General features: G+C 43.0%; 16 protein-coding genes. All 16 read left to right on the forward strand.

Annotated features, from left to right (window positions below; all coding sequences use genetic code 11):
* The first annotated feature begins 9 nt into the window (after positions 1 to 9).
* The gene (locus PSE72_RS16730) at positions 10 to 1,224 is read left to right on the forward strand and encodes an IscS subfamily cysteine desulfurase (protein ID WP_115166972.1); all 1,215 of its coding nucleotides are present in this window, start codon (positions 10 to 12) and stop codon (positions 1,222 to 1,224) included.
* Between the two features lie 24 nt (positions 1,225 to 1,248).
* Positions 1,249 to 1,635, forward strand: coding sequence for a Fe-S cluster assembly scaffold IscU (iscU, locus tag PSE72_RS16735; RefSeq protein ID WP_004264914.1), 387 nt, complete (start codon positions 1,249 to 1,251; stop codon positions 1,633 to 1,635).
* 201 nt (positions 1,636 to 1,836) lie between these two features.
* Positions 1,837 to 2,160, forward strand: a complete 324-nt coding sequence (iscA, locus tag PSE72_RS16740; protein WP_004912669.1) for an iron-sulfur cluster assembly protein IscA — start codon at positions 1,837 to 1,839, stop codon at positions 2,158 to 2,160.
* Between the two features lie 88 nt (positions 2,161 to 2,248).
* Complete coding sequence (hscB, locus tag PSE72_RS16745) at positions 2,249 to 2,770, forward strand: co-chaperone HscB (protein WP_004912668.1); 522 nt, start codon at positions 2,249 to 2,251, stop codon at positions 2,768 to 2,770.
* A 12-nt stretch (positions 2,771 to 2,782) separates the two neighbouring features.
* Positions 2,783 to 4,633 (forward strand): Fe-S protein assembly chaperone HscA, encoded by a 1,851-nt coding sequence (hscA, locus tag PSE72_RS16750; protein ID WP_004912663.1) that lies wholly within the window; start codon positions 2,783 to 2,785, stop codon positions 4,631 to 4,633.
* A 2-nt stretch (positions 4,634 to 4,635) separates the two neighbouring features.
* A complete protein-coding gene (fdx, locus tag PSE72_RS16755) occupies positions 4,636 to 4,971 on the forward strand; it encodes an ISC system 2Fe-2S type ferredoxin (protein WP_004912660.1) in 336 nt (111 codons plus the stop codon).
* Positions 4,972 to 5,305: 334 nt separating this feature from the next.
* Positions 5,306 to 5,506 carry a Fe-S cluster assembly protein IscX gene (gene iscX / locus PSE72_RS16760; RefSeq protein WP_115166973.1) on the forward strand — a complete coding sequence of 67 codons (201 nt, stop codon included), beginning with the start codon at positions 5,306 to 5,308 and terminating at the stop codon, positions 5,504 to 5,506.
* A gap of 173 nt (positions 5,507 to 5,679) precedes the next feature.
* Positions 5,680 to 6,975 (forward strand): aminopeptidase PepB, encoded by a 1,296-nt coding sequence (pepB, locus tag PSE72_RS16765; protein WP_115168268.1) that lies wholly within the window; start codon positions 5,680 to 5,682, stop codon positions 6,973 to 6,975.
* Between the two features lie 111 nt (positions 6,976 to 7,086).
* Positions 7,087 to 7,539, forward strand: a complete 453-nt coding sequence (locus PSE72_RS16770; RefSeq protein WP_115166974.1) for an enhanced serine sensitivity protein SseB C-terminal domain-containing protein — start codon at positions 7,087 to 7,089, stop codon at positions 7,537 to 7,539.
* Between the two features lie 316 nt (positions 7,540 to 7,855).
* Positions 7,856 to 12,895 (forward strand): alpha-2-macroglobulin family protein, encoded by a 5,040-nt coding sequence (locus tag PSE72_RS16775; RefSeq protein WP_115166975.1) that lies wholly within the window; start codon positions 7,856 to 7,858, stop codon positions 12,893 to 12,895.
* Positions 12,896 to 12,967: 72 nt separating this feature from the next.
* Complete coding sequence (gene pbpC / locus PSE72_RS16780; protein WP_272673031.1) at positions 12,968 to 15,289, forward strand: peptidoglycan glycosyltransferase PbpC; 2,322 nt, start codon at positions 12,968 to 12,970, stop codon at positions 15,287 to 15,289.
* 277 nt (positions 15,290 to 15,566) lie between these two features.
* Positions 15,567 to 15,992, forward strand: a complete 426-nt coding sequence (gene ndk, locus PSE72_RS16785; RefSeq protein ID WP_004264899.1) for a nucleoside-diphosphate kinase — start codon at positions 15,567 to 15,569, stop codon at positions 15,990 to 15,992.
* Positions 15,993 to 16,153: 161 nt separating this feature from the next.
* Entirely contained in the window at positions 16,154 to 17,335 is a 1,182-nt protein-coding gene (locus tag PSE72_RS16790; RefSeq protein ID WP_004912645.1) for a bifunctional tRNA (adenosine(37)-C2)-methyltransferase TrmG/ribosomal RNA large subunit methyltransferase RlmN, read from the forward strand.
* A gap of 202 nt (positions 17,336 to 17,537) precedes the next feature.
* On the forward strand, positions 17,538 to 18,482 hold the full coding sequence (rodZ, locus tag PSE72_RS16795; RefSeq protein WP_110732028.1) for a cytoskeleton protein RodZ: 945 nt from the start codon (positions 17,538 to 17,540) through the stop codon (positions 18,480 to 18,482).
* 192 nt (positions 18,483 to 18,674) lie between these two features.
* Positions 18,675 to 19,793: a flavodoxin-dependent (E)-4-hydroxy-3-methylbut-2-enyl-diphosphate synthase gene (gene ispG / locus PSE72_RS16800; RefSeq protein ID WP_004264895.1), complete on the forward strand. Its 1,119-nt coding sequence runs from the start codon at positions 18,675 to 18,677 to the stop codon at positions 19,791 to 19,793.
* A 219-nt stretch (positions 19,794 to 20,012) separates the two neighbouring features.
* Positions 20,013 to 21,290, forward strand: coding sequence for a histidine--tRNA ligase (hisS, locus tag PSE72_RS16805; RefSeq protein WP_109911481.1), 1,278 nt, complete (start codon positions 20,013 to 20,015; stop codon positions 21,288 to 21,290).

The raw sequence follows: 21,290 nt of genomic DNA on the forward strand, positions 1-21,290 counted from the left end.
AAGTGAGCAATGAAATTACCAATTTATCTTGATTATTCAGCAACAACACCGGTTGACCCGCGTGTGGCTGAAAAAATGATGCAATGTTTAACAATGGATGGGAACTTTGGTAACCCAGCGTCCCGTTCTCATCGTTTCGGCTGGCAAGCTGAAGAAGCGGTGGATATTGCTCGCAATCAAATCGCCGAATTAGTGGGTGCTGATCCACGTGAAATCGTATTTACCTCAGGCGCAACTGAGTCTGATAACTTAGCGATTAAAGGCGCTGCTAATTTCTATAAAAAGAAAGGCAACCACATTATTACCTGTAAAACGGAACACAAAGCCGTTTTAGATACCTGCCGCCAATTAGAGCGTGAAGGTTTTGAAGTGACTTATCTGTCACCACAAAGCAATGGTTTAATTGCTATGCAAGACCTACAAGACGCTATTCGTGAAGACACCATTTTAATTTCTATTATGCATGTTAATAACGAAATTGGGGTTGTGCAGGATATCGCAGCTATCGGTGAATTATGCCGTAGCAAAGGAATTATTTTCCACGTTGATGCAACACAAAGTGTGGGCAAATTGCCTATCGACCTTAATGCGCTAAAAGTGGATTTAATGTCATTCTCTGCTCACAAACTTTACGGGCCAATGGGGATTGGTGCATTGTATGTTCGCCGTAAACCACGTATTCGCCTTGAAGCGCAACAGCATGGTGGTGGTCATGAACGTGGTATGCGTTCTGGAACATTACCTGTACACCAAATCGTGGGTATGGGCGAAGCTTACCGCATTGCCAAAGAAGAAATGGCAGCGGAATCTGAGCGTTTACGCGGTTTACGGCTACGTTTGTGGAACGGTATTAAAGATATCGAAGAAGTTTACCTCAATGGTGATTTAGAACACGGTGCGCCGCACATTCTGAACGTCAGCTTCAACTATGTTGAAGGTGAATCACTGATGATGTCATTAAAAGATTTGGCTGTATCTTCAGGTTCTGCATGTACTTCTGCAAGCCTAGAACCTTCTTATGTACTGCGCGCTTTAGGGATGAATGATGAGCTGGCACATAGCTCAATCCGTTTCTCTTTAGGTCGTTTCACGACAGAAGAAGAAATTGACTATGCAATCAAAATGATTCATGGCGCAATTGGCCACTTACGCGAGCTGTCTCCTTTATGGGAAATGTTCAAAGACGGCGTAGATCTTAACAGCATCGAATGGTCTCACCATTAATCAGACGGTTTCAGGAGTTTAAAAATGGCTTACAGTGAAAAAGTTATCGATCATTATGAAAACCCACGCAACGTTGGTTCGTTTGACAACAGCGACCCAAGCGTAGGTAGCGGTATGGTAGGCGCACCTGCCTGTGGTGACGTCATGAAATTACAGATTAAAGTAAATGATGACGGCATTATTGAAGATGCACGCTTTAAAACTTATGGTTGTGGTTCAGCAATTGCATCAAGTTCACTCGTGACTGAATGGATGAAAGGCAAAAGTTTGGACGAAGCGGAGTCAATCAAAAATACAGCGATTGCCGAAGAGTTAGAATTACCACCAGTGAAAATTCACTGTTCAATTCTGGCTGAAGATGCAATTAAAGCTGCTATTGCTGATTACAAAAGCAAACGCCAAAGCAAATAAGTTTTTAATCAGTCTATAGGACAACCCATATTAATAAATAACAACAAGTTATCGTCCTATAACTGGCACAATACCCACGGCGTCTAGGCTAAACATCGCTGAGTTTCTTAGTTTAGAAATAGGGTGGGTATAAAATAATTTGAAGGCGGATGCGACTCATGAGTAGCATCTGCCTTGTTTGTTTCTAAAGTGAGGTTTGCAATGTCTATTTCTCTTACAGAAAGTGCTGCGCAGCGTATTCAATCCTTTCTACAAAATCGTGGGAAAGGCGAAGGCTTGCGTTTAGGTGTAAGAACTTCAGGTTGTTCAGGAATGGCTTATGTTCTTGAATTTGCTGATACAATCAATGAAGAAGACACAGTTTTTGAAGATAAAGGTGTGAAAGTCATCATCGATGGCAAGAGCATTGTTTATCTTGATGGTACTGAGCTGGATTTCGTGAAAGAAGGCTTAAACGAAGGGTTTAAATTTAATAACCCTAACGTCAATAGTGAATGCGGATGCGGTGAAAGTTTTCACGTATAATGCGTTTTATTAAGCCTAATTTTTGGCCAATCTTACTAATTTTATTTTATTAGTGGTATTGGTAACCGGTTCGAGAAACTGAGCACTTATGGATTATTTTACTCTTTTTGGGTTGACTCCCATCTATGCCATCGATAGCGAACAACTGACGTTACGTTTTCAAGACTTACAGCGTCAATACCATCCTGACCGTTTTGCAACCTGTTCTGAACAGGAGAAAATGCAAGCACTACAAAAAGCAGCAACCATTAATGCTGCTTATCAAGCCCTCCGTCATCCGCTAAAACGCGCGGAATATATGCTTTCATTGCATGGTTTTGATATTAATAACGAACAACATACCATGCATGATACGGCATTTTTGATGGAGCAACTTGAGCTACGCGAAGAGTTAGACAATATTGAGAACAGTGATGACGCACTTGATCTATTGGCTAAATTTATGCAGAGCGTCAAGCAAATGCAGCAAGCACGAAGTGCACTGATGGTGACAGAGCTAGATGCCATGCAGTGGGAAAAAGCCGCTGATACCGTACGTAAACTACGTTTTCTCGACAAGCTTCAGCAGCAAGCAGAGCAACTCGAAGAACGATTACTAGATGAATTTTAAGAGAAAACGATTATGGCGTTACTACAAATCAGCGAACCCGGTATGACAGCAGCTCCGCATCAACGCAAATTGGCTGCAGGCATTGATTTAGGTACCACCCACTCTTTGATTGCGACAGTGCGCAGTGGTGAAGCTGCAGCTTTGCCTGATAGCCAAGGGCGCTTTTTATTACCATCGATTGTTAATTATCAACCCGAAAGCAAATTAGTGGGATGGGAAGCGAAACAACTTGCCGAGCAAGACCCGGTCAATACCATTATTTCAGTGAAACGCATGATGGGGCGTTCATTAGCCGATATTCAAAAACGCTACCCTGACTTACCTTATCAATTGACTGCCAGTGAAAATGGTTTGCCGTTTATTCAAACCGTGGCTGGCCAAGTTGACCCAATCCAAGTTTCTTCTGACATTCTAAGAACACTAGCAAAACGTGCTGAAGAAACCTTAGGTGGGGAAATGGATGGCGTAGTGATCACAGTACCGGCTTATTTTGATGATGCACAACGCCAAGGGACCAAAGATGCAGCGCGCCTTGCAGGCTTACATGTATTGCGTTTGCTGAATGAACCGACTGCGGCTGCGATTGCCTATGGATTAGACTCTGGGCAAGAAGGTGTGATTGCTGTTTATGACCTCGGTGGTGGCACTTTTGATGTGTCCATTTTACGCCTGAGCCGTGGTGTTTTTGAAGTGTTAGCAACGGGCGGCGATACCGCGCTTGGTGGTGATGACTTTGACCAAGTATTGGCTCAGTGGATTGCTGAGCAGGCAGGGGTTTCATTACAAGGTGATCATCATTTAAATCGTCAGTTATTAAATGTGGCGACAGAAACCAAAGTTGCGCTTAGTGATGCAGAAACAGTGACTATTCAGCTTGCCAACTGGCAAGGGGAAATTCGTCGTGAGCAGTTTGAAACGTTAATTGAAAATTACGTAAAGCGCACTCTGATGGCTTGTCGCCGTGCGTTAAAAGATGCGGGTGTTGAGGCTGAAGATGTTCTGAATGTCGTGATGGTCGGTGGTTCGACTCGTGTGCCACTAGTACGTCAAAAAGTCGGGGAGTTTTTTGGTAAATCACCACTGACATCCATCGACCCAGATAAAGTTGTCGCCATTGGCGCTGCAATTCAAGCGGATATTTTAGTCGGAAACAAGCCTGATAGCGAGATGCTGTTGTTAGATGTGATCCCACTCTCTCTTGGTTTGGAAACGATGGGTGGATTAGTCGAAAAAGTGATCCCGCGTAACACCACCATCCCTGTTGCTCGAGCCCAAGAGTTTACCACCTTTAAAGATGGTCAAACGGCGATGAGCGTTCATGTCGTACAAGGTGAACGCGAAATGGTGGCAGATTGCCGTTCATTAGCTCGCTTTACCTTGCGTGATATTCCAGCGATGGCCGCAGGTGGGGCACATATTCGTGTGACTTTTCAAGTCGATGCCGATGGGCTGTTGAGTGTTAGCGCCATGGAAAAATCGACAGGTGTAGAAGCATCGATTCAAGTTAAGCCATCGTATGGGTTAACGGATAACGAAATTTCAAACATGATTAAAGATTCAATGACTAACGCGCAAGATGATTTAAATGCGCGCCGCTTAGCGGAGCAAAAAGTTGAAGCTGCAAGAGTGCTTGAAAGTTTAACGAGCGCATTAGCCCAAGATGGCAATTTACTGACGCCAGAAGAAGAGTCAGAAATTGATAATGCAGTCAATGAGTTAATTAAAGCGGTTGAGGGTACAGACCCAATCGTAATTGAAAATGCCATTAAACAACTGGATAAGCAATCGCAGGAGTTTGCAGCGCGTCGCATGGATACCTCCATTCGCCAAGCGTTGTCAGGTCATTCTGTGGATGAGATATAATTATGCCTAAAATAGTTTTTTTACCTCATAGTGATTTATGTCCAGACGGTGCAGTAGTTGAAGCACAAGAAGGCGAATCTATTTTAAATGTTGCGCTACGCAGCGGTATTGAGCTTGAGCACGCCTGTGAAAAATCCTGTGCTTGTACAACCTGTCATTGTATTGTTCGTGAAGGTTTCGATTCACTGGAAGAAAGCAGTGAACTCGAAGATGACATGTTAGATAAAGCATGGGGGTTAGAGCCTGAAAGCCGTCTAAGTTGCCAAGCATTGGTGACGGATGAGGATTTAGTGGTAGAGATCCCTCGTTATACTATCAATCACGCCCGCGAACACTGATTTTTGTCATACTTCACGCTGTAGCGTTGTTGGCTTCTTTCGCTAACCCTAGTCACATACTTTTGTATGCTCCTAGGGATTAGCTCAACTTGCCGCCTAGCTACAACGTGAATTATTTAAAAAATAGAAACGCTCGTCATACTTCATACTGTAGCGTTGTTGGCTTCTTTCGCTAACTCGAATCACATACTTCTGTATGCTCCTAGGGATTAGCTCAATCGCCGCCTAGCTACAATGTGAATTATTTAAAAAATTGAAATGCTCGGCATGTTTGGCGTTGTAACGTAGAGCATCAATGGTAAAAATCATTTAATAATCAAATTGGTGAGAGAACATGAGTTTAAAATGGTCAAATAGCCGCGAAATCGGTGAAGCACTGTACGACGCATTTCCTGATGTTGATCCTAAAACGGTGCGCTTTACTGATATGCACCAGTGGATTTGCGATTTAGAAGAATTTAATGATGACCCGCAAAAATCGAATGAGAAAATCCTAGAAGCCATTTTGTTAGTTTGGCTGGATGAGTTCGAATAAGTAGAGTTTTACCCTAAAAACCGAGTGACTGTCAGAAATAGTGCTCGGTTTTTTATTTTATATCAGCACTATAATGATATCCCTATTGGTATTTATCAGTTAAGGTAATGCTATCTGCCGACAGAATCAATGGGTTTTTACTGTCTGCAAAAATAGACAAAGTGAGAAAAACGATGACAAAACAAATTATGCCAGTAATGATTTCTTGTGAGCCTGCTGCACCTTGTTGGGGTGAAGGCGCATTGTTAAGCTCTAGTGATAAAGGGATGACAATCCACCTGAAACATGCAGGTAAATTATGTGCAGTACAAAGCGCTGGCCGTAAATTAGATGGTCAAGGGATCCGCAATGTTGCTTTGGCTGGCGAAGGATGGGATTTAGAAAAAAGCTGGGCATTTTGGCAAGGTTTTCGTGCGCCAAAAGGGGCGAGAACGATTGAATGGCCAGTATTGCCTGAAGCAGACCGCAAAGAATTAGAAAACCGTATTCGTACCATTGATTGGGTACGTGATGTCATTAACGCACCTGCAGAAGAGTTAGGCCCAGAACAACTCGCACAACGCGCCATTGATTTACTCTGCACTGTGGGCGCACAAGACATTAGCTACCGCATTATTAAAGGCGATGACTTATTAGAACAGGGGTATACTGGTATTCATACGGTCGGTCGCGGTTCAAGTCGTCCACCTGTCTTTTTAGCGTTAGATTACAACCCAGGTGCAAACCCAAATGCCCCTGTTTTTGCTGCGTTAGTCGGCAAAGGTATTACTTTCGATTCAGGTGGTTATAGCATCAAACCATCGTCTTCCATGAATTCAATGAAAGCGGATATGGGCGGTGCTGCAACCTTAGCGGGTTCATTGGCATTGGCGATTTCTCGTGGCTTACAAAAACGCGTCAAAATGTTCCTGTGCATTGCTGACAATATGGTTAGCGGTAATGCATTCAAATTGGGGGATATTATTCGTTACCGTAATGGTAAATCCGTTGAAATTATGAATACGGATGCTGAAGGCCGCCTTGTGTTAGCTGATGGCCTGATTGATGCTAGCAAAGAAAAACCAACGCTGATCATTGATGCTGCAACCTTGACGGGTGCGGCGAAAACCGCCGTGGGCAATGACTACCATTCAGTGTTGAGCTTCGATGATAAATTAGTTGCTGACTTGATGAGCGCTTCAGACACTGAGTTTGAACTGTTCTGGCGTTTACCTTTGGCAGAGTTCCATCGCCAACAATTACCGTCTGGCTTTGCGGATTTGAACAACATCGCGGCACCATCGCACACTGCAGGCGCAAGCACTGCTGCGGCATTTTTATCGCATTTTGTCGAAAATTATCGTCAAAATTGGGTACATATCGACTGCTCCGCGACTTACCGTAAATCTGCAGTTAGCTTATGGGCAGAAGGCGCTACGGGTACAGGTGTAAGAACATTAGCAAACTTATTAATCAGTAAATCAAAGTAGTGAATGTTTGATTAATAACAGGCACGGGAAGGTAACTTTTCGTGCCTATTTTTTATCTAGATGTATTTGCGAGTATAATAAGCTCTTCTTTTTAATAGCAGGGGATTGGCAATGTCGCAGCAATCGAATAATAACAGTTCCACCCAAGAAACTGAGATCCAATTTACTGAGTTAACCGTACCGAAAGGCTCATCACTTAAATTAAGTGTGTTAGAAGAACAGCCGCAGGCTATTGTTGATGCGCTTAGCGAATTTTTTAAACAACACAAAGTCGTGAGACGCGGTTTTATGGTCTCCGCAGTAGAGAGTGATAACACTGAAGAAACGCCAATATTAATGATAGCGTTAGAGTTTACTGCAGGGGCAGAAAATATTGATTCCATTATTCATGAGGCGGGGACACTTGCTTGTGAGTTTTTAGCCGATGACGAATCTATTGATTTTTGTGTGGTAAATGAGAATGAGCAAGGTGTCAGCCACTTTATTACTCAACATATTCAGCCTTTTTATCAGCGTCGCCTTGGTAGCTTCTTACGAGACACAATCCCAGTAAAAAACACCTAATAGTTCCATGTATAGAGTGAGAAAAATGTTTTTCTCACTCATAAAAGGCATATTGCTCATTTATTAAATATATATTCTGCTTACTATTTAAAAAATATTATTTCATTTCACTGTTTTTCTCGCCCATCATTTTTTCCGTTTTGTCTGATAGGTGTTCTAATCACATTCTGTTAAATTATATTGATAATTGAAACAATATCAGCAGCATTTATCTGTGTGTGTTTTTAGCCATTTCCAAGTATATAGTGGGTTTTAACCTCCTGTTAAAACCTTAAAAAAACAGAATAAATTTTAACTAATTAAAGGGCGGGCGGTAATGAAACAACAATCTAGTTGGGCTTCATTGGCGGGTCTAAAAACCAAAAAGCGTTATTTAGCACTTGCGTTGGCATCTGTCGTGGCATTGGCCGGTTGTGATAATACAGAAGAAGCAACCAAAAATGAGCCAAATGTTTCCACGACAGCGCCAGAAAATCAAACTAAAACAGCGCCAGTTGCAGAGCAGAGAAAAGCAGCACCGAAACTTTCCACTGAAGAAATGGTAAAAAAATATGCAGGGAAAGATCTCACCATTTTGGATGCGTCTGAATTGCAGCTTGATGGTGCGAGTGCCATGGTGGTGACATTCTCCGTTCCATTACAAGCAAACCAAGATTTTGGCCAGTACATAAACCTCATTGATGTTAAAACCGGTAAGTTAGATGGCGCTTGGGAACTGTCTGATAACCAAATGGAATTACGTTTTCGTCACCTTCCACCGTCTAAAGAATTAAACCTCACCATTAACCCGGGCATTAAAGCGGTTAATGAGCGTACAATGACCGAAAGTTTTGAGAAAAAACTCACCACGGCGCAAATCATCCCAACAGTTGGTTTTGCAAGTAAAGGCTCTTTATTACCGAGTAAGGTCGCACAGGGTTTACCTGTGATTGCGCTGAATGTTGATAAGGTTGATGTTAATTTCTTCCGTGTGGATGAAAAGCAGCTGCCACAATTTTTAGCGCAGTGGCAGTATCGTAGTAATTATGAGTATTGGTATTCAGAAGAGTTTCTCGACAAAGTGGAGCTGGCTTATACCGGCCGTTTTGATTTAAATCCAGATAAAAATACTCGCCAAACTATTTTACTGCCGTTGAAAGATGTCAAAGAATTACAGCAAGATGGCGTATATTTGGCCATCATGCAAAAAGCAGGCAGCTATAGCTATCAATTCCCTGCAACCGTCTTCACATTAAGTGATATTGGCGTGTCACTACACAGTTACCAAGATCGAGTCGATATTTTCACGCAATCCTTAGCGAAAGGCTCTGCCATTAAAGGCGTTGAGCTACGTATTTTGGATGAAAAAGGTCAGTTAGTGACAAAAGGCACCACAGATGGTGATGGTCACGCTCAATTAGATAAATTAGCGGGTGGAAAATTATTACTGGCAACCCATGAAGGGCAAACCAGTATGATTGATCTCACGCAGCCGGCACTTGATCTGTCTGAATTTGATATTTCAGGGCCAGAAGGCTATGCAAAACAATTTTTCACCTTTGGGCCGCGTGATTTATATCGTCCGGGTGAACTGCTGCTGGTGAATGGCTTACTGCGTGATGGCGATGGTAACCCAGTTAAAACTCAGCCGGTTAAAGTTGATGTATTAAAAACAGATGGGCAAGTGGTTCGTAGTTTCGTGTGGCAGCCGGAAGAAAACCAAAATGGATTATATCAATACCAATTTGAAATTCCTAAAAATGCAGAAACCGGCGGTTGGTCGTTACGTTTTGATTTAGGTGACGGTTCACCACAACGCTATTACAAATTCAATGTTGAAGATTTCATGCCAGAACGCATGGCGCTGGAAATTGTTGGCAGTGATGTTCCTCGTTTAACTGACCAGTCGGTTGATTTTGATATTCAAGGCCGTTATTTATACGGAGCACCTGCAGCAGACAACCAACTGCAAGGCCAAATTGTTTTAAAAGCAGACCGTGAAGCGGTAGCAAAATTACCTGGTTTTGAATTTGGCGCTGTCAATGAAGAGGGCTTACCTCGTAAATTAGATGAGTTTGACTTGACGCTGGACAGCAACGGCGAAACTGTAATTTCAATTCCAAACAGTAATTGGAGCTCAACACGTTCACCAATTTCGGCCGTTTTACAAGCAAGTTTACTCGAAGCTGGCGGACGTCCAGTGACGCGTCGTGCTGAGCAAGCCATTTGGCCTGCGGAAAAACTAGTCGGTATTCGTCCATTATTCGCCAAAAAAGAAATTTACGATTACCGCACAGATCGTTATGTCAAACGCCACAATGTGGATGAAAATTCACTCGCAGAATTTGAATTAGTCATGGCGGATGCGGCGGGTAATAAACTGGCAGCAGAAAACTTAACCGTGCGTTTAGTGTATGAACGCCGTGATTATTATTGGAGTTGGTCTGAAAGTGGTGGTTGGTCTTCAAATTATGACCAAAAAGACCTTGTTATGGCGAATGAAAATATTGCCATCGCCAAAGACGGTACAGCGAAAGTCTCCTTCCCTGTGGATTGGGGGGCATTCCGTTTAGAGGTATTAAACCCAGAGAATCAGCTCGTTTCCAGCGTCCAGTTCTGGGCGGGGTATTCATGGCAAGATAACACAGGGGGAAGCGGCTCAGTTCGTCCTGACCAAGTGAAACTCAGCCTGAATAAGCCTGCATATTTACCGGGTGAAAAAGCCAAAGTTCGCATTGAATCCCCTAAAGCCGGCAAAGGCTATATATTGCTCGAGTCGAGTAATGGCCCACTGTGGTGGGAAGAAATTGATGTACCAGAAAAGGGCTTAGACGTTGAAATCCCAGTCAATAAAGAGTGGGCTCGTCATGATTTATACGTTTCTGCCGTCGTTGTTCGTCCAGGTGATGACTCTAAAGAAGCCACGGTGAAACGTGCGGTGGGTGTGTTGCATTTACCAATTGCAGATGAAAACCGTAAGATTGCGTTGGCCTTAACGACGCCAGACAAAATGCGCCCTAATCAAGACTTAACGGTAAAAATTAAAGCGACAGCGCAAGATGGCAAACCGTTACCTGAAAAAGTGAATGTGCTGTTATCTGCAGTTGATACTGGTGTATTAAATATCACGGATTTCAAAACCCCAGACCCGTATGACGCCTTTTTTGGCCGCAAGCGCTATGGCGTTGATCAGTATGACGTTTATGGTCACTTAATTGAAGGACAAGGTAAGATTGCTAACTTACGCTTTGGTGGTGACAGCGAGGATGCGGCATTAGAGCGTGGTGGTATGAAGCCACTCACTGAAGTGCAAATCATTGCGGAGCAAGCCAAACCTGTCACATTAAATAAAGACGGTGAGGGTGAAATTAGCCTTGCTATCCCTGATTTTAACGGGGAATTACGTGTGATGGCTCAAGCATGGAATGAAAAAGAGTTCGGCCATGCGGATAGCAAAGTGATTGTCGCGGCACCATTAGTGACACAAATGTCGATGCCTCGCTTTATGGCGGGCGGTGATAAGTCTTACTTTGCGCTTGATTTGACTAATATGACGGATAACACACAAAATGTGACTGTTAATTTCAAGGCATCAGGAATGGTGAAACTTGATGGCGTCAGCAGCCGAGAGTTGGAGTTACCAAAAGGCAAACGCACCACCATTAATTTACCTATCAGAGCAGACTACGGCTTCGGTGAAGGCGAAGTTTCGATGACCATTAATGGCGTGAAAATTCAAGGCGAAGCCAATAAAGACTACAGCAATAGTTGGAAAGTGGGTGTTCGTCCGGCACAGCCAGCAGAAACGGTTTCTTTTGCCACTTCCATTGAGCCAGGTACTTCATGGGCACTGCCAACTAACCAAATTGCAGGCCTGCAACCGGATACCATTGAAGGGCAAGTTCTATTAACCAGCCGTCCGCCATTAGATATCTCACGTTATATTCGAGAGTTATTTGCTTATCCATACGGTTGTTTAGAGCAAACTATCAGTGGTTTATACCCTTCATTGTTCTCAACCCAAGCCGAACTGAATAAGTTAGGGATTAAAACGCAAACAGATGCGGACCGCCATAAAGCGATTGAAATTGGTATTCCACATTTGTTAAGTATGCAACGTAATGATGGCGGTTTTTCATTATGGGATAGGAACGGTCGCGAAGAGTATTGGTTAACTGCGTATGCGGCGGATTTCTTGAATAAAGCCAATCAACGTGGCTTTACTGTCCCGCAAGAGGCGATAAGTAACGCCAATACGCGTCTACTGAGCTATTTACAGGATGGTAGTCAAATCAACTACCCGTATACGGAAAACCAAGAGGGCGCTCGTTTTGCTACTCAGGCCTATGCAGGTTTAGTGTTAGCATCACAGCAAAAAGCACCGTTAGGCGCATTACGTCAACTTTATAACCAAAGAAACTCTGCAGCAAGTGGTTTACCTCTGGTTCAGCTTGGAGTTGCATTGAACTTGATGGGTGATAAATCACGTGGTGAGAGTGCAGTGATTGACGGACTGAAAAAACAACGTAACCGCTATAGCTATGTAGGGGATTACGGTTCGGTGATCCGTGATGACGCGATGATTGTTGCGCTATTAAATGAATATAATTTAATGCCAAAATCCCGTGACCAAAAACTTCAAACTTTATCTAATAATTTGACTTCTCAACGTTATTTCTCAACACAAGAGAGCAATGCGTTATATTTAGCAGGTCGTTTCTACTTAAATGAAAGTGAAGCACCGTGGAAAGCTACGATTAATGGCCAAGAACCCCCGATGGTCTCAGATAAACCTGTAAGTGAATTCCTGAGTAAAAATCAATTGGAGACAGGTTATAGCATCGAAAACAGCGGAACGAATACTCTGTATACACGCTTAAATGTGGTGGGTTATCCGCAACATTCACCAAAACCAAGCTCGAATGTATTAGGTATCACTCGTAGCTACTATGATATGAAAGGCAATCGCATTTCATTAGATAGATTAAGAAGCGGTGAAATGGTGGTGGTTAAACTGGAAGTTCAAGCATCCCAAAGTGTGCCGGATGCGTTAGTGGTTGACTTGCTGCCCGCAGGCTTAGAACTGGAAAACCAAAATTTAGCTAACAGTAGCGCTAATTTGAGTGAGTCCGCGCCGAACCTGCAAGAATTAATTGATGACATGCAGCAATCGCAAATACGCCATATGGAATACCGTGATGACCGTTTTGTGGCTGCGGTTGAAGTTCAGCAATACCGCCCAACGACCTTAGTCTACTTAGCGCGAGCGGTGACGCCGGGTGTGTATAGTATTCCGGTACCACAAGTTGAATCAATGTATGTCCCTGACTGGCGTGCGACTGGCTACTCGGATGGCCAATTAGAAATCGTTCGCTAATCACCTTCTAAAGCCCTTATATTGATACTCAGATATAAGGGCTTTTTTAATTTATTTTCGGTACTCCCATCAATGAAAAAATGGTTACGTCGCACAGGCATCACACTGGTTCTGTTGGTCATTATTTTGCCACTGGCTTTTTTAGCTGCTGATAAAATTTGGCCGTTGCCGATTAAGCAAATTGAAATGGCACGGACCGTGGTTGCAGCGGATGGTACACCATTGTGGCGCTTTGCAGACAAAGAAGGAATTTGGCGCTTTCCTGTTACACTCGAAGAGGTTTCTCCTGATTTTATCGAAGCGTTATTAACGTATGAAGACCGCCATTTTTACCGTCACCCGGGGGTAAATCCGTTTTCGTTAGTTAGGGCAGCGGGGCAGTTTGTGAGTTCAGGGCGTATTGTGTCGGGCGGAAGTACCATTTCGATGCAAGTTGCACGGTTAATTGACCCCCATGAAAGAACATTGGGCGGTAAGCTGAAACAGCTTTGGCGTACGGCTCAACTCGAATATCACTATTCGAAAGATGAAATTTTAGAAATGTATTTAAACCGTGCTCCGTATGGCGGAACCATTGAAGGTATTGGCGCAGCTAGCTGGGTATATTTGAATAAGTCACCGGCAAAATTGACGGTGAGTGAAGCGGCTCTCTTTGCTGTTCTACCTCAAGCCCCTAGCCGTTTAAGGCCAGACCGTTATCCACAAAGGGCACAAGCCGCCCGTGATAAAGTATTGGATAGGTTAGAAGAATACCAAGTCTGGAGCTCTGAAAAAGTTGCCGATATTAAACAAGAACAAATTTGGTTAGCACCGAGGAAGAACCCACATTCAGCCCCTTTGCTTGCAAGGCGGGTGACCAAAGATACGCAACAGTCCATCATTGAAACCACTATCGATGCCAGTTTGCAAAGGCAACTGGAAGACATGGCCATGAATTGGAAAAACCAACTACCAAAACAAACATCATTGGGAATTTTGGTGGTTGATCATACAGATATGGCAGTGAAAGCGTATATTGGCTCAATTGATTTTCAGGATGATAGCCGTTTTGGTCATGTGGACATGATTAGTGCTTGGCGCTCTCCAGGCTCAACGTTAAAACCATTCTTATACGCATTAGCTATGGATGACGGGCTCATCCATGCGGAATCGTTATTACAAGATGTTCCACGGCGCTTTAATGATTATCGTCCGGGGAACTTTGACAGTGGTTTTAATGGGCCAGTGAGTGTTAGCGATGCGCTCGTTCGTTCATTGAATTTACCGGTGGTTCAGTTGTTAGATGTGTATGGCAGCAAACGATTTACGGCTCAACTGCGCAATGTTGGGACTGAGCTGCGTTTTCCGTTAGGTAGTGAACCAAACTTGTCGCTGATTTTAGGCGGCACAGCCACACGGATGGAAGATTTAGTTTCTGCCTATAGCGCATTTGCGCGAAAAGGTAATGTGTCACCGTTACGTTTTAAACCAACCGATGAAATTCGCGATAGAGCGTTGATGTCACCGGGAGCTGCATGGATAGTACGCCGTATTATGGGGGGGGAAGCACGCCCTGTTCCTGAGGCTAATTTATCAGGGCAACTCAATTTGGCATGGAAAACGGGAACCAGTTATGGTTATCGCGATGCGTGGGCGATTGGTGTTAATCCACGTTATACCATCGGTGTTTGGGTTGGGCGGCCTGATGCGACACCCGTTGCGGGACAACTAGGCTTTGCAACCGCCATTCCGATTATGAACCAAATTAATGGCATGTTACTGAGCAAAATCTATCAATCCCACGAACCACTACCAAAAGATGTAAAACCTGCCAGTGTGAGCCAAGCGGTGATCTGCTGGCCGGGAGGAACTTCATTACTGAAAGACGATAATAATTGTCGCCAAAGGCGTCTTAGTTGGATCTTGGATAATACCATTCCGCCTACTTTAATGGCGCGAGATCAAGAGTCTCTATTAGGATTAAGACAAAAAATTTGGGTGAATGAAAAAGGGCTCCAAGTCGCGGCAGATTGCCCAAATGCCCAAGAAAAAGAAGTACATTTATGGCCTATTACCGTCGAATCTTGGTTGCCATCAAGTGAAAAACGTGAGAACCGTTTACCCAAAGCGGATTTATCGTGTCCACCGATGAAGCTAGAAATGCCGCCATTATTGATTTCTGGTATCCGTGATGGGGAGGTTTTACAGCGTCTACCTGGGAAAACCAGCTTAGATTTACGTTTAGTCACGCAGGGTGGGCAAGGGCAGAAATGGTGGTTTTTAAACGGAGAACAAGTGAATACAACTGAGCAAAACGGTTCTATTTTGCTGACACTCGATAAAAGTGGAAACTACCAAATTTCGGTATTAGATTTAAGCGGCCAAGTGACGGCAATGAGCTTTAGAGTGAAGTAATAGATGAAAAACGTGACTTACCCGAAAAAATAGTGTTTTTTGCTATAAAAAGTTTAACAAAATGTTGTTGTGACTGTAGGAAATTGTAATCAGAGCCCCTATAATCATCGCCTTATTTTTCTTTTTCCTAGATATGGTTGCTTTTGAAGTCTAAAGGCCTAACAATAGAATTAGAAATAATATAAAAAACTACAACATGCCTATTTTAAGTTCTTGCATCCTAAGTTACAGGGAAGAATAAAGAATAAAGGCCTAATGAATCGCTAAGAGGTTATTTATGACTGTTCAACGTACATTTTCTATTATTAAACCAAACGCTGTGAAGAAAAACGTTATTGGTGCAATCTACAACCGTTTTGAAAGCGCGGGTTTCACAATCATCGCTGCTAAAATGATGCATTTGACTCGTGAGCAAGCTGAAGGCTTCTACGCTGAACACAAAGGCCGTCCTTTCTTTGAAGGTCTGGTTGAATTCATGACTTCAGGCCCTATCATGCTGCAAGTGTTAGAAGGTGAAAATGCAATCCAACGTCATCGTGACCTGATGGGCGCAACTAACCCAGATAACGCATTAGCGGGTACTTTACGCGCAGACTACGCAGACAGTTTCACTGAAAACGCAACTCACGGTTCAGACTCTGAAGAATCTGCTGCACGTGAAATCGCGTATTTCTTCACTGCTGATGAAATCTGCCCACGCTAAGACTTCTTTAACTAATGCATTAGCATTATTGTTATAAAGTTTGTACAATGCGACGCCCTGCTATGATTAGCGGGGCGATTATATTTTTAAGACCGCAAAAATTACGTCGTGCTATACTCACCACTAGCACTGCCGAAAGTGTAACAACGAGGCAATACACCATGTCTGATATGACGACAGATGCACAATGTGCAACTTCTTCCGCTATTTCTGTCACACCAGAAAAAACGAACCAAAAAACCAATTTACTTGATTTAAACCGCAAGCAAATGCGCGAGTTCTTTGCTCAAATGGGTGAAAAACCGTTCCGCGCGGATCAGGTCATGAAATGGATTTATCATTATTGCTATGATGATTTTGACCAAATGACCGATATTAATAAAGTCCTTAGAGCAAAACTGAAAGAAGTCGCGGAAATCCGTGCACCGGAAGTCGCTGATGAACAGCGTTCATCAGATGGCACCATTAAGTGGGCAATCAAAGTGGGTGACCAACTGGTTGAAACGGTGTATATCCCAGAAGCAGACCGTGCAACATTGTGCGTTTCTTCACAAGTGGGTTGCGCATTGGAATGTAAATTCTGCTCTACGGCGCAACAAGGCTTCAACCGTAACTTACGTGTTTCAGAAATTATTGGTCAAGTTTGGCGAGCTGCCAAAATTATTGGTTCACTGAAATCCAGTGGACGTCGTCCAATTACCAACGTTGTGATGATGGGAATGGGCGAACCATTGCTGAATTTGAATAATGTCGTCCCTGCGATGGAAATTATGTTAGATGACTTCGGCTTTGGTCTATCTAAGCGCCGTGTCACGATTTCCACTTCAGGTGTTGTGCCTGCACTGGATAAGCTAGGGGATATGATTGATGTTGCGTTAGCGATTTCATTGCATGCGCCAACAGATGATATCCGTGACGATATCGTTCCAATTAATAAAAAATACAATATTGAAACCTTCCTCAACAGTGTAAATCGTTATTTAACGAAATCGAATGCTAATGCAGGGCGAGTAACTGTTGAGTATGTGATGTTAGATCACGTGAACGACAGTGTTGAGCAAGCACATCAATTAGCGGAATGTTTAAAAAATACACCGAGCAAAATTAACTTAATTCCATGGAACCCGTTCCCAGGGGCGCCATACGGTAGAAGTTCGAACAGTCGTATTGACCGTTTTTGTAAAGTATTGATGGGATATGGTTTTACCACGATAGTGCGCAAAACACGCGGTGATGATATTGATGCTGCCTGTGGGCAACTTGCTGGTGACGTGATCGACAGAACAAAACGAACGTTGAAAAAACGCTTAGCAGGGGAACCTATCAAGGTAAAAACAGTCTGATTTATAAATAGGCTTGAATCAGTGAATTAGGTGATGATTTAGGGCGTTTTAGAGTTAGGCAAAACGCCTTTGTTCACCTACAATAGTTGAAGCAATAAGAAAAATTTAATTGTTGTTTCAACATGATGATAAATTATTGACGAATAAAGCTGCTCAATGTTTGCTTTATATCTTTTAAACTTGGAAATAGTGTTGCCAGCAAATGACTATCGAAAATAATACCGAACAAGCTACGACCACAGTAGGACAATTATTGACGCAAGCACGTGAGCGCATGGGGCTAACCCAAGATGTTGTTGCAGAACGATTGTGCCTTAAAATCAGTACGGTAAAAGAGATAGAACAAGATATTGCTCCCGCTGGCGTGGAACCAACATTTTTACGAGGCTATATTCGTCTTTACGCTCGTATGGTAGGTATACCCGAAAGCGAATTAAAAACGTATATGAAAACGGAAGAAACCGTTACGTTAGCCAAAGTTTCTCCTATGCAAAGTTATTCTTTGGGGAAAAAACGCAAAAAGCGCGAAGGTTGGTTAATGAAGCTGACTTGGTTGATTGTGATTGTTCTTATCGCAATGGTTGGCATATGGTGGTGGCAGGATCATAACGCTCAAAAAAATGAGCTAGTTTCAATGGCAAATCAAAATGATTTGATTTTGTCCCAGCAAGATAATAACACCACACCGGTTGAATTACTGACATCAACAGAGGTCGTCTCAACTGACACGGCGCCTGTTGTACCGGAAAATACTCTTGAATTACAAACTCAAGAGCCCGTATTAGCGACTGACTCTGCTGCCGAGCCTGTCAAAACAATTCCATTACCTAATGCACCGCAATCTTCAGTTGCATTAGACAGAACACAAAATACAGAAACGGCTGAACCTGTTGCTGCAAGCAGCCAAGCCCTAGTATTGAATTTTACTGGCCAGTGCTGGTTAGAAATTCGTGATGCGAATAATAAAATCTTATTTAGTGGCACCAAAAATAATGGTGATAAGTTGGAACTTGATGGGCCGCAACCTTATCGCCTGAATATTGGTGCACCAGCGAATGTCACTGTACAGTTTCAAGGCAATACTGTTGATTTAAGCCGCTTCATTAAAGCGAAACGTCCAGCAAAATTGAAGTTACCTGAAGCCTAAAAACAGACAGGTAAAAAGAAGCAAACTATATCCGAAAACATCTTTTTTGATAGGCTATAGTTTGCTTTCTTGTGTATAGTTGAGCGTATAAAAATAATCGTTAAAACTATATCGCGGTAACAAAGAATATCACGGTAATAAAGAGTACCACGGTAACAAAGAGCACATGGACGTTCGGAGAATTAAACCAAAATGCATAATGAATCACCGATAAAAAGACGTAAATCCACCCGTATTAATGTAGGTAGCGTACCCGTAGGCGATGGCGCTCCTATCGCTGTCCAGTCAATGACTAATACCCGTACAACTGATGTCGAAGCCACAGTTCGCCAAATAAAATCCCTTGAGCGTGTGGGTGTTGATATTGTGCGTGTTTCTGTTCCTACCATGGATGCCGCTGAAGCATTTAAATTGATTAAACAGCAAGTTAGCGTTCCATTGGTGGCGGATATCCATTTTGACTATCGTATTGCATTAAAAGTGGCAGAATACGGCGTTGATTGCTTGCGTATTAACCCAGGTAATATTGGTAGCGAAGAACGAATTCGCCAAGTTGTTGATTGCGCACGCCACTACAATATTCCAATTCGTATTGGGGTTAATGGTGGCTCCCTTGAAAAAGATATTCAAGAGAAGTACGGCGAGCCAACACCTGAAGCATTGGTTGAGTCGGCAATGCGTCATGTGGACATCCTGGATAGGCTTAATTTTGATCAGTTTAAGGTTAGTGTAAAAGCATCAGATGTATTTCTTGCTGTCGGCTCTTACCGTTTATTAGCGAATAAAATCGATCAACCACTGCATTTAGGGATTACCGAAGCCGGTGGTGCCCGTGCAGGTTCAGTAAAATCTGCAATTGGCTTAGGAATGCTATTGTCTGAAGGTATCGGTGACACCTTGCGTATTTCTTTAGCTGCTGACCCTGTTGAAGAAGTTAAAGTGGGTTTTGATATCTTAAAATCACTGCGAATTCGTTCACGTGGTATTAATTTTATTGCTTGCCCAACTTGTTCACGGCAAGAGTTTGATGTGATTGGTACCGTGAATGAATTAGAACAGCGTTTAGAAGATATCATTACACCAATGGATGTATCGATTATTGGCTGTGTGGTTAATGGCCCCGGTGAAGCGGAAGTTTCTACGCTAGGCGTTGCAGGGGCAAAAACCAAGAGCGGTTTTTATGAAGACGGTAAACGACAAAAAGAGCGTTTTGATAATGACAACATTATCGACCAGTTAGAGGCTAAAATTCGAGCCAAAGCGGCGATGATGGATGAAAGCAAGCGGATTGAAGTCAACTTAAAAGACTAATTTTGTGTATTCTACTGCTAAGCGGCTCACCGAGTCGTTTGGCATGTTTAGAACAAACACTCTATCAATCATCCGCATTTTTTTCTAAAATCGGTCGCTCACCGTACAAATTGACAGATAAATCCCGATTAGTATCAGTAATTGGTGTTTGTTGATTGAACCAGATGATATTTCGCTCTTATAATCAAACTTATGTAATTCTGAAAATAGAGAAATAAAGTGGGAAAAAATATCCAAGCCATTCGCGGTATGAATGATTACTTACCAGCTGACACGCGTGTATGGCAGAAAATCGAAGCAACATTGAAAAATATTTTACAGGGTTATGGTTTTAGTGAAATTCGTACCCCGATTGTAGAGCAGACCCCGCTATTTCGCAGAGCGATTGGTGAAGTGACGGATGTCGTTGAAAAAGAAATGTACACTTTCAATGACCGTAACGATGAGAGTCTGACATTACGCCCTGAAAATACCGCAGGTTGTGTCCGTGCAGGTATTGAGCATGGTTTGCTGTACAATCAGGAACAGCGTTTGTGGTATTTAGGACCTATGTTCCGTTATGAGCGCCCACAAAAAGGCCGTTATCGTCAATTTCACCAGTTAGGGGCTGAAGTTTTTGGTCTTGCGGGTCCTGATATCGATGCTGAAGTCATCTTAATGACGGCACGCTGGTGGAAAGCGTTAGGCATTAGTGAGCATGTGACTTTAGAGCTGAACTCGATTGGCTCATTAGAAGCGCGTGCCAATTACCGTGAGGCTTTAGTTGCTTTCTTAGAACAGCATAAAGACAAGCTGGATGAAGATTGTAAGCGTCGCATGTATACAAATCCTCTACGTGTTTTGGATTCTAAAAATCAAGAAATTCAGGCTTTATTGAATGATGCACCTGAACTGTTTGATTACCTTGATGTCGAATCACGTGAGCACTTTGATGGCTTATGTAAGTTATTAGAAGCAGCAGGGGTTAAATACCGCGTTAATCAACGCTTAGTTCGTGGTCTTGACTACTACAACCGAACCGTTTTTGAATGGGTAACAACGGCACTGGGCTCACAAGGCACAGTTTGCGCGGGCGGTCGATATGACGGCTTAGTTGAACAATTAGGCGGTCGTGCAACACCTGCGGTTGGTTTTGCCATGGGTATGGAACGGATGGTGTTATTAGTCCAAGAAGTGAACCCAGAATTTACAGCGGATGCTTCAGTTGCTGATGTTTATCTTGCTTCTTTTGGCGAAGATAGCCAACAAGCAGCGATATTAGTAGCCGAAAAAGTACGTGATGCACTACCAACACTACGGTTAATGACTAACCACGGTGGTGGTAACTTCAAGAAACAGTTAGCAAGAGCGGACAAACAAGGCGCTAAAATTGCACTGATCTTGGGGGAAGATGAAATTAAAAATAGCCAAGTCACATTGAAAGATTTACGCACAGGCGTACAAGAAACTATTTCGCAGCAACTTATGGCGTCACGCATCGCCGAGTTATTAGGTTAA

Source organism: Providencia sp. PROV116 (assembly GCF_028482485.1).
In the GTDB taxonomy this organism is placed as follows: domain Bacteria; phylum Pseudomonadota; class Gammaproteobacteria; order Enterobacterales; family Enterobacteriaceae; genus Providencia; species Providencia rettgeri.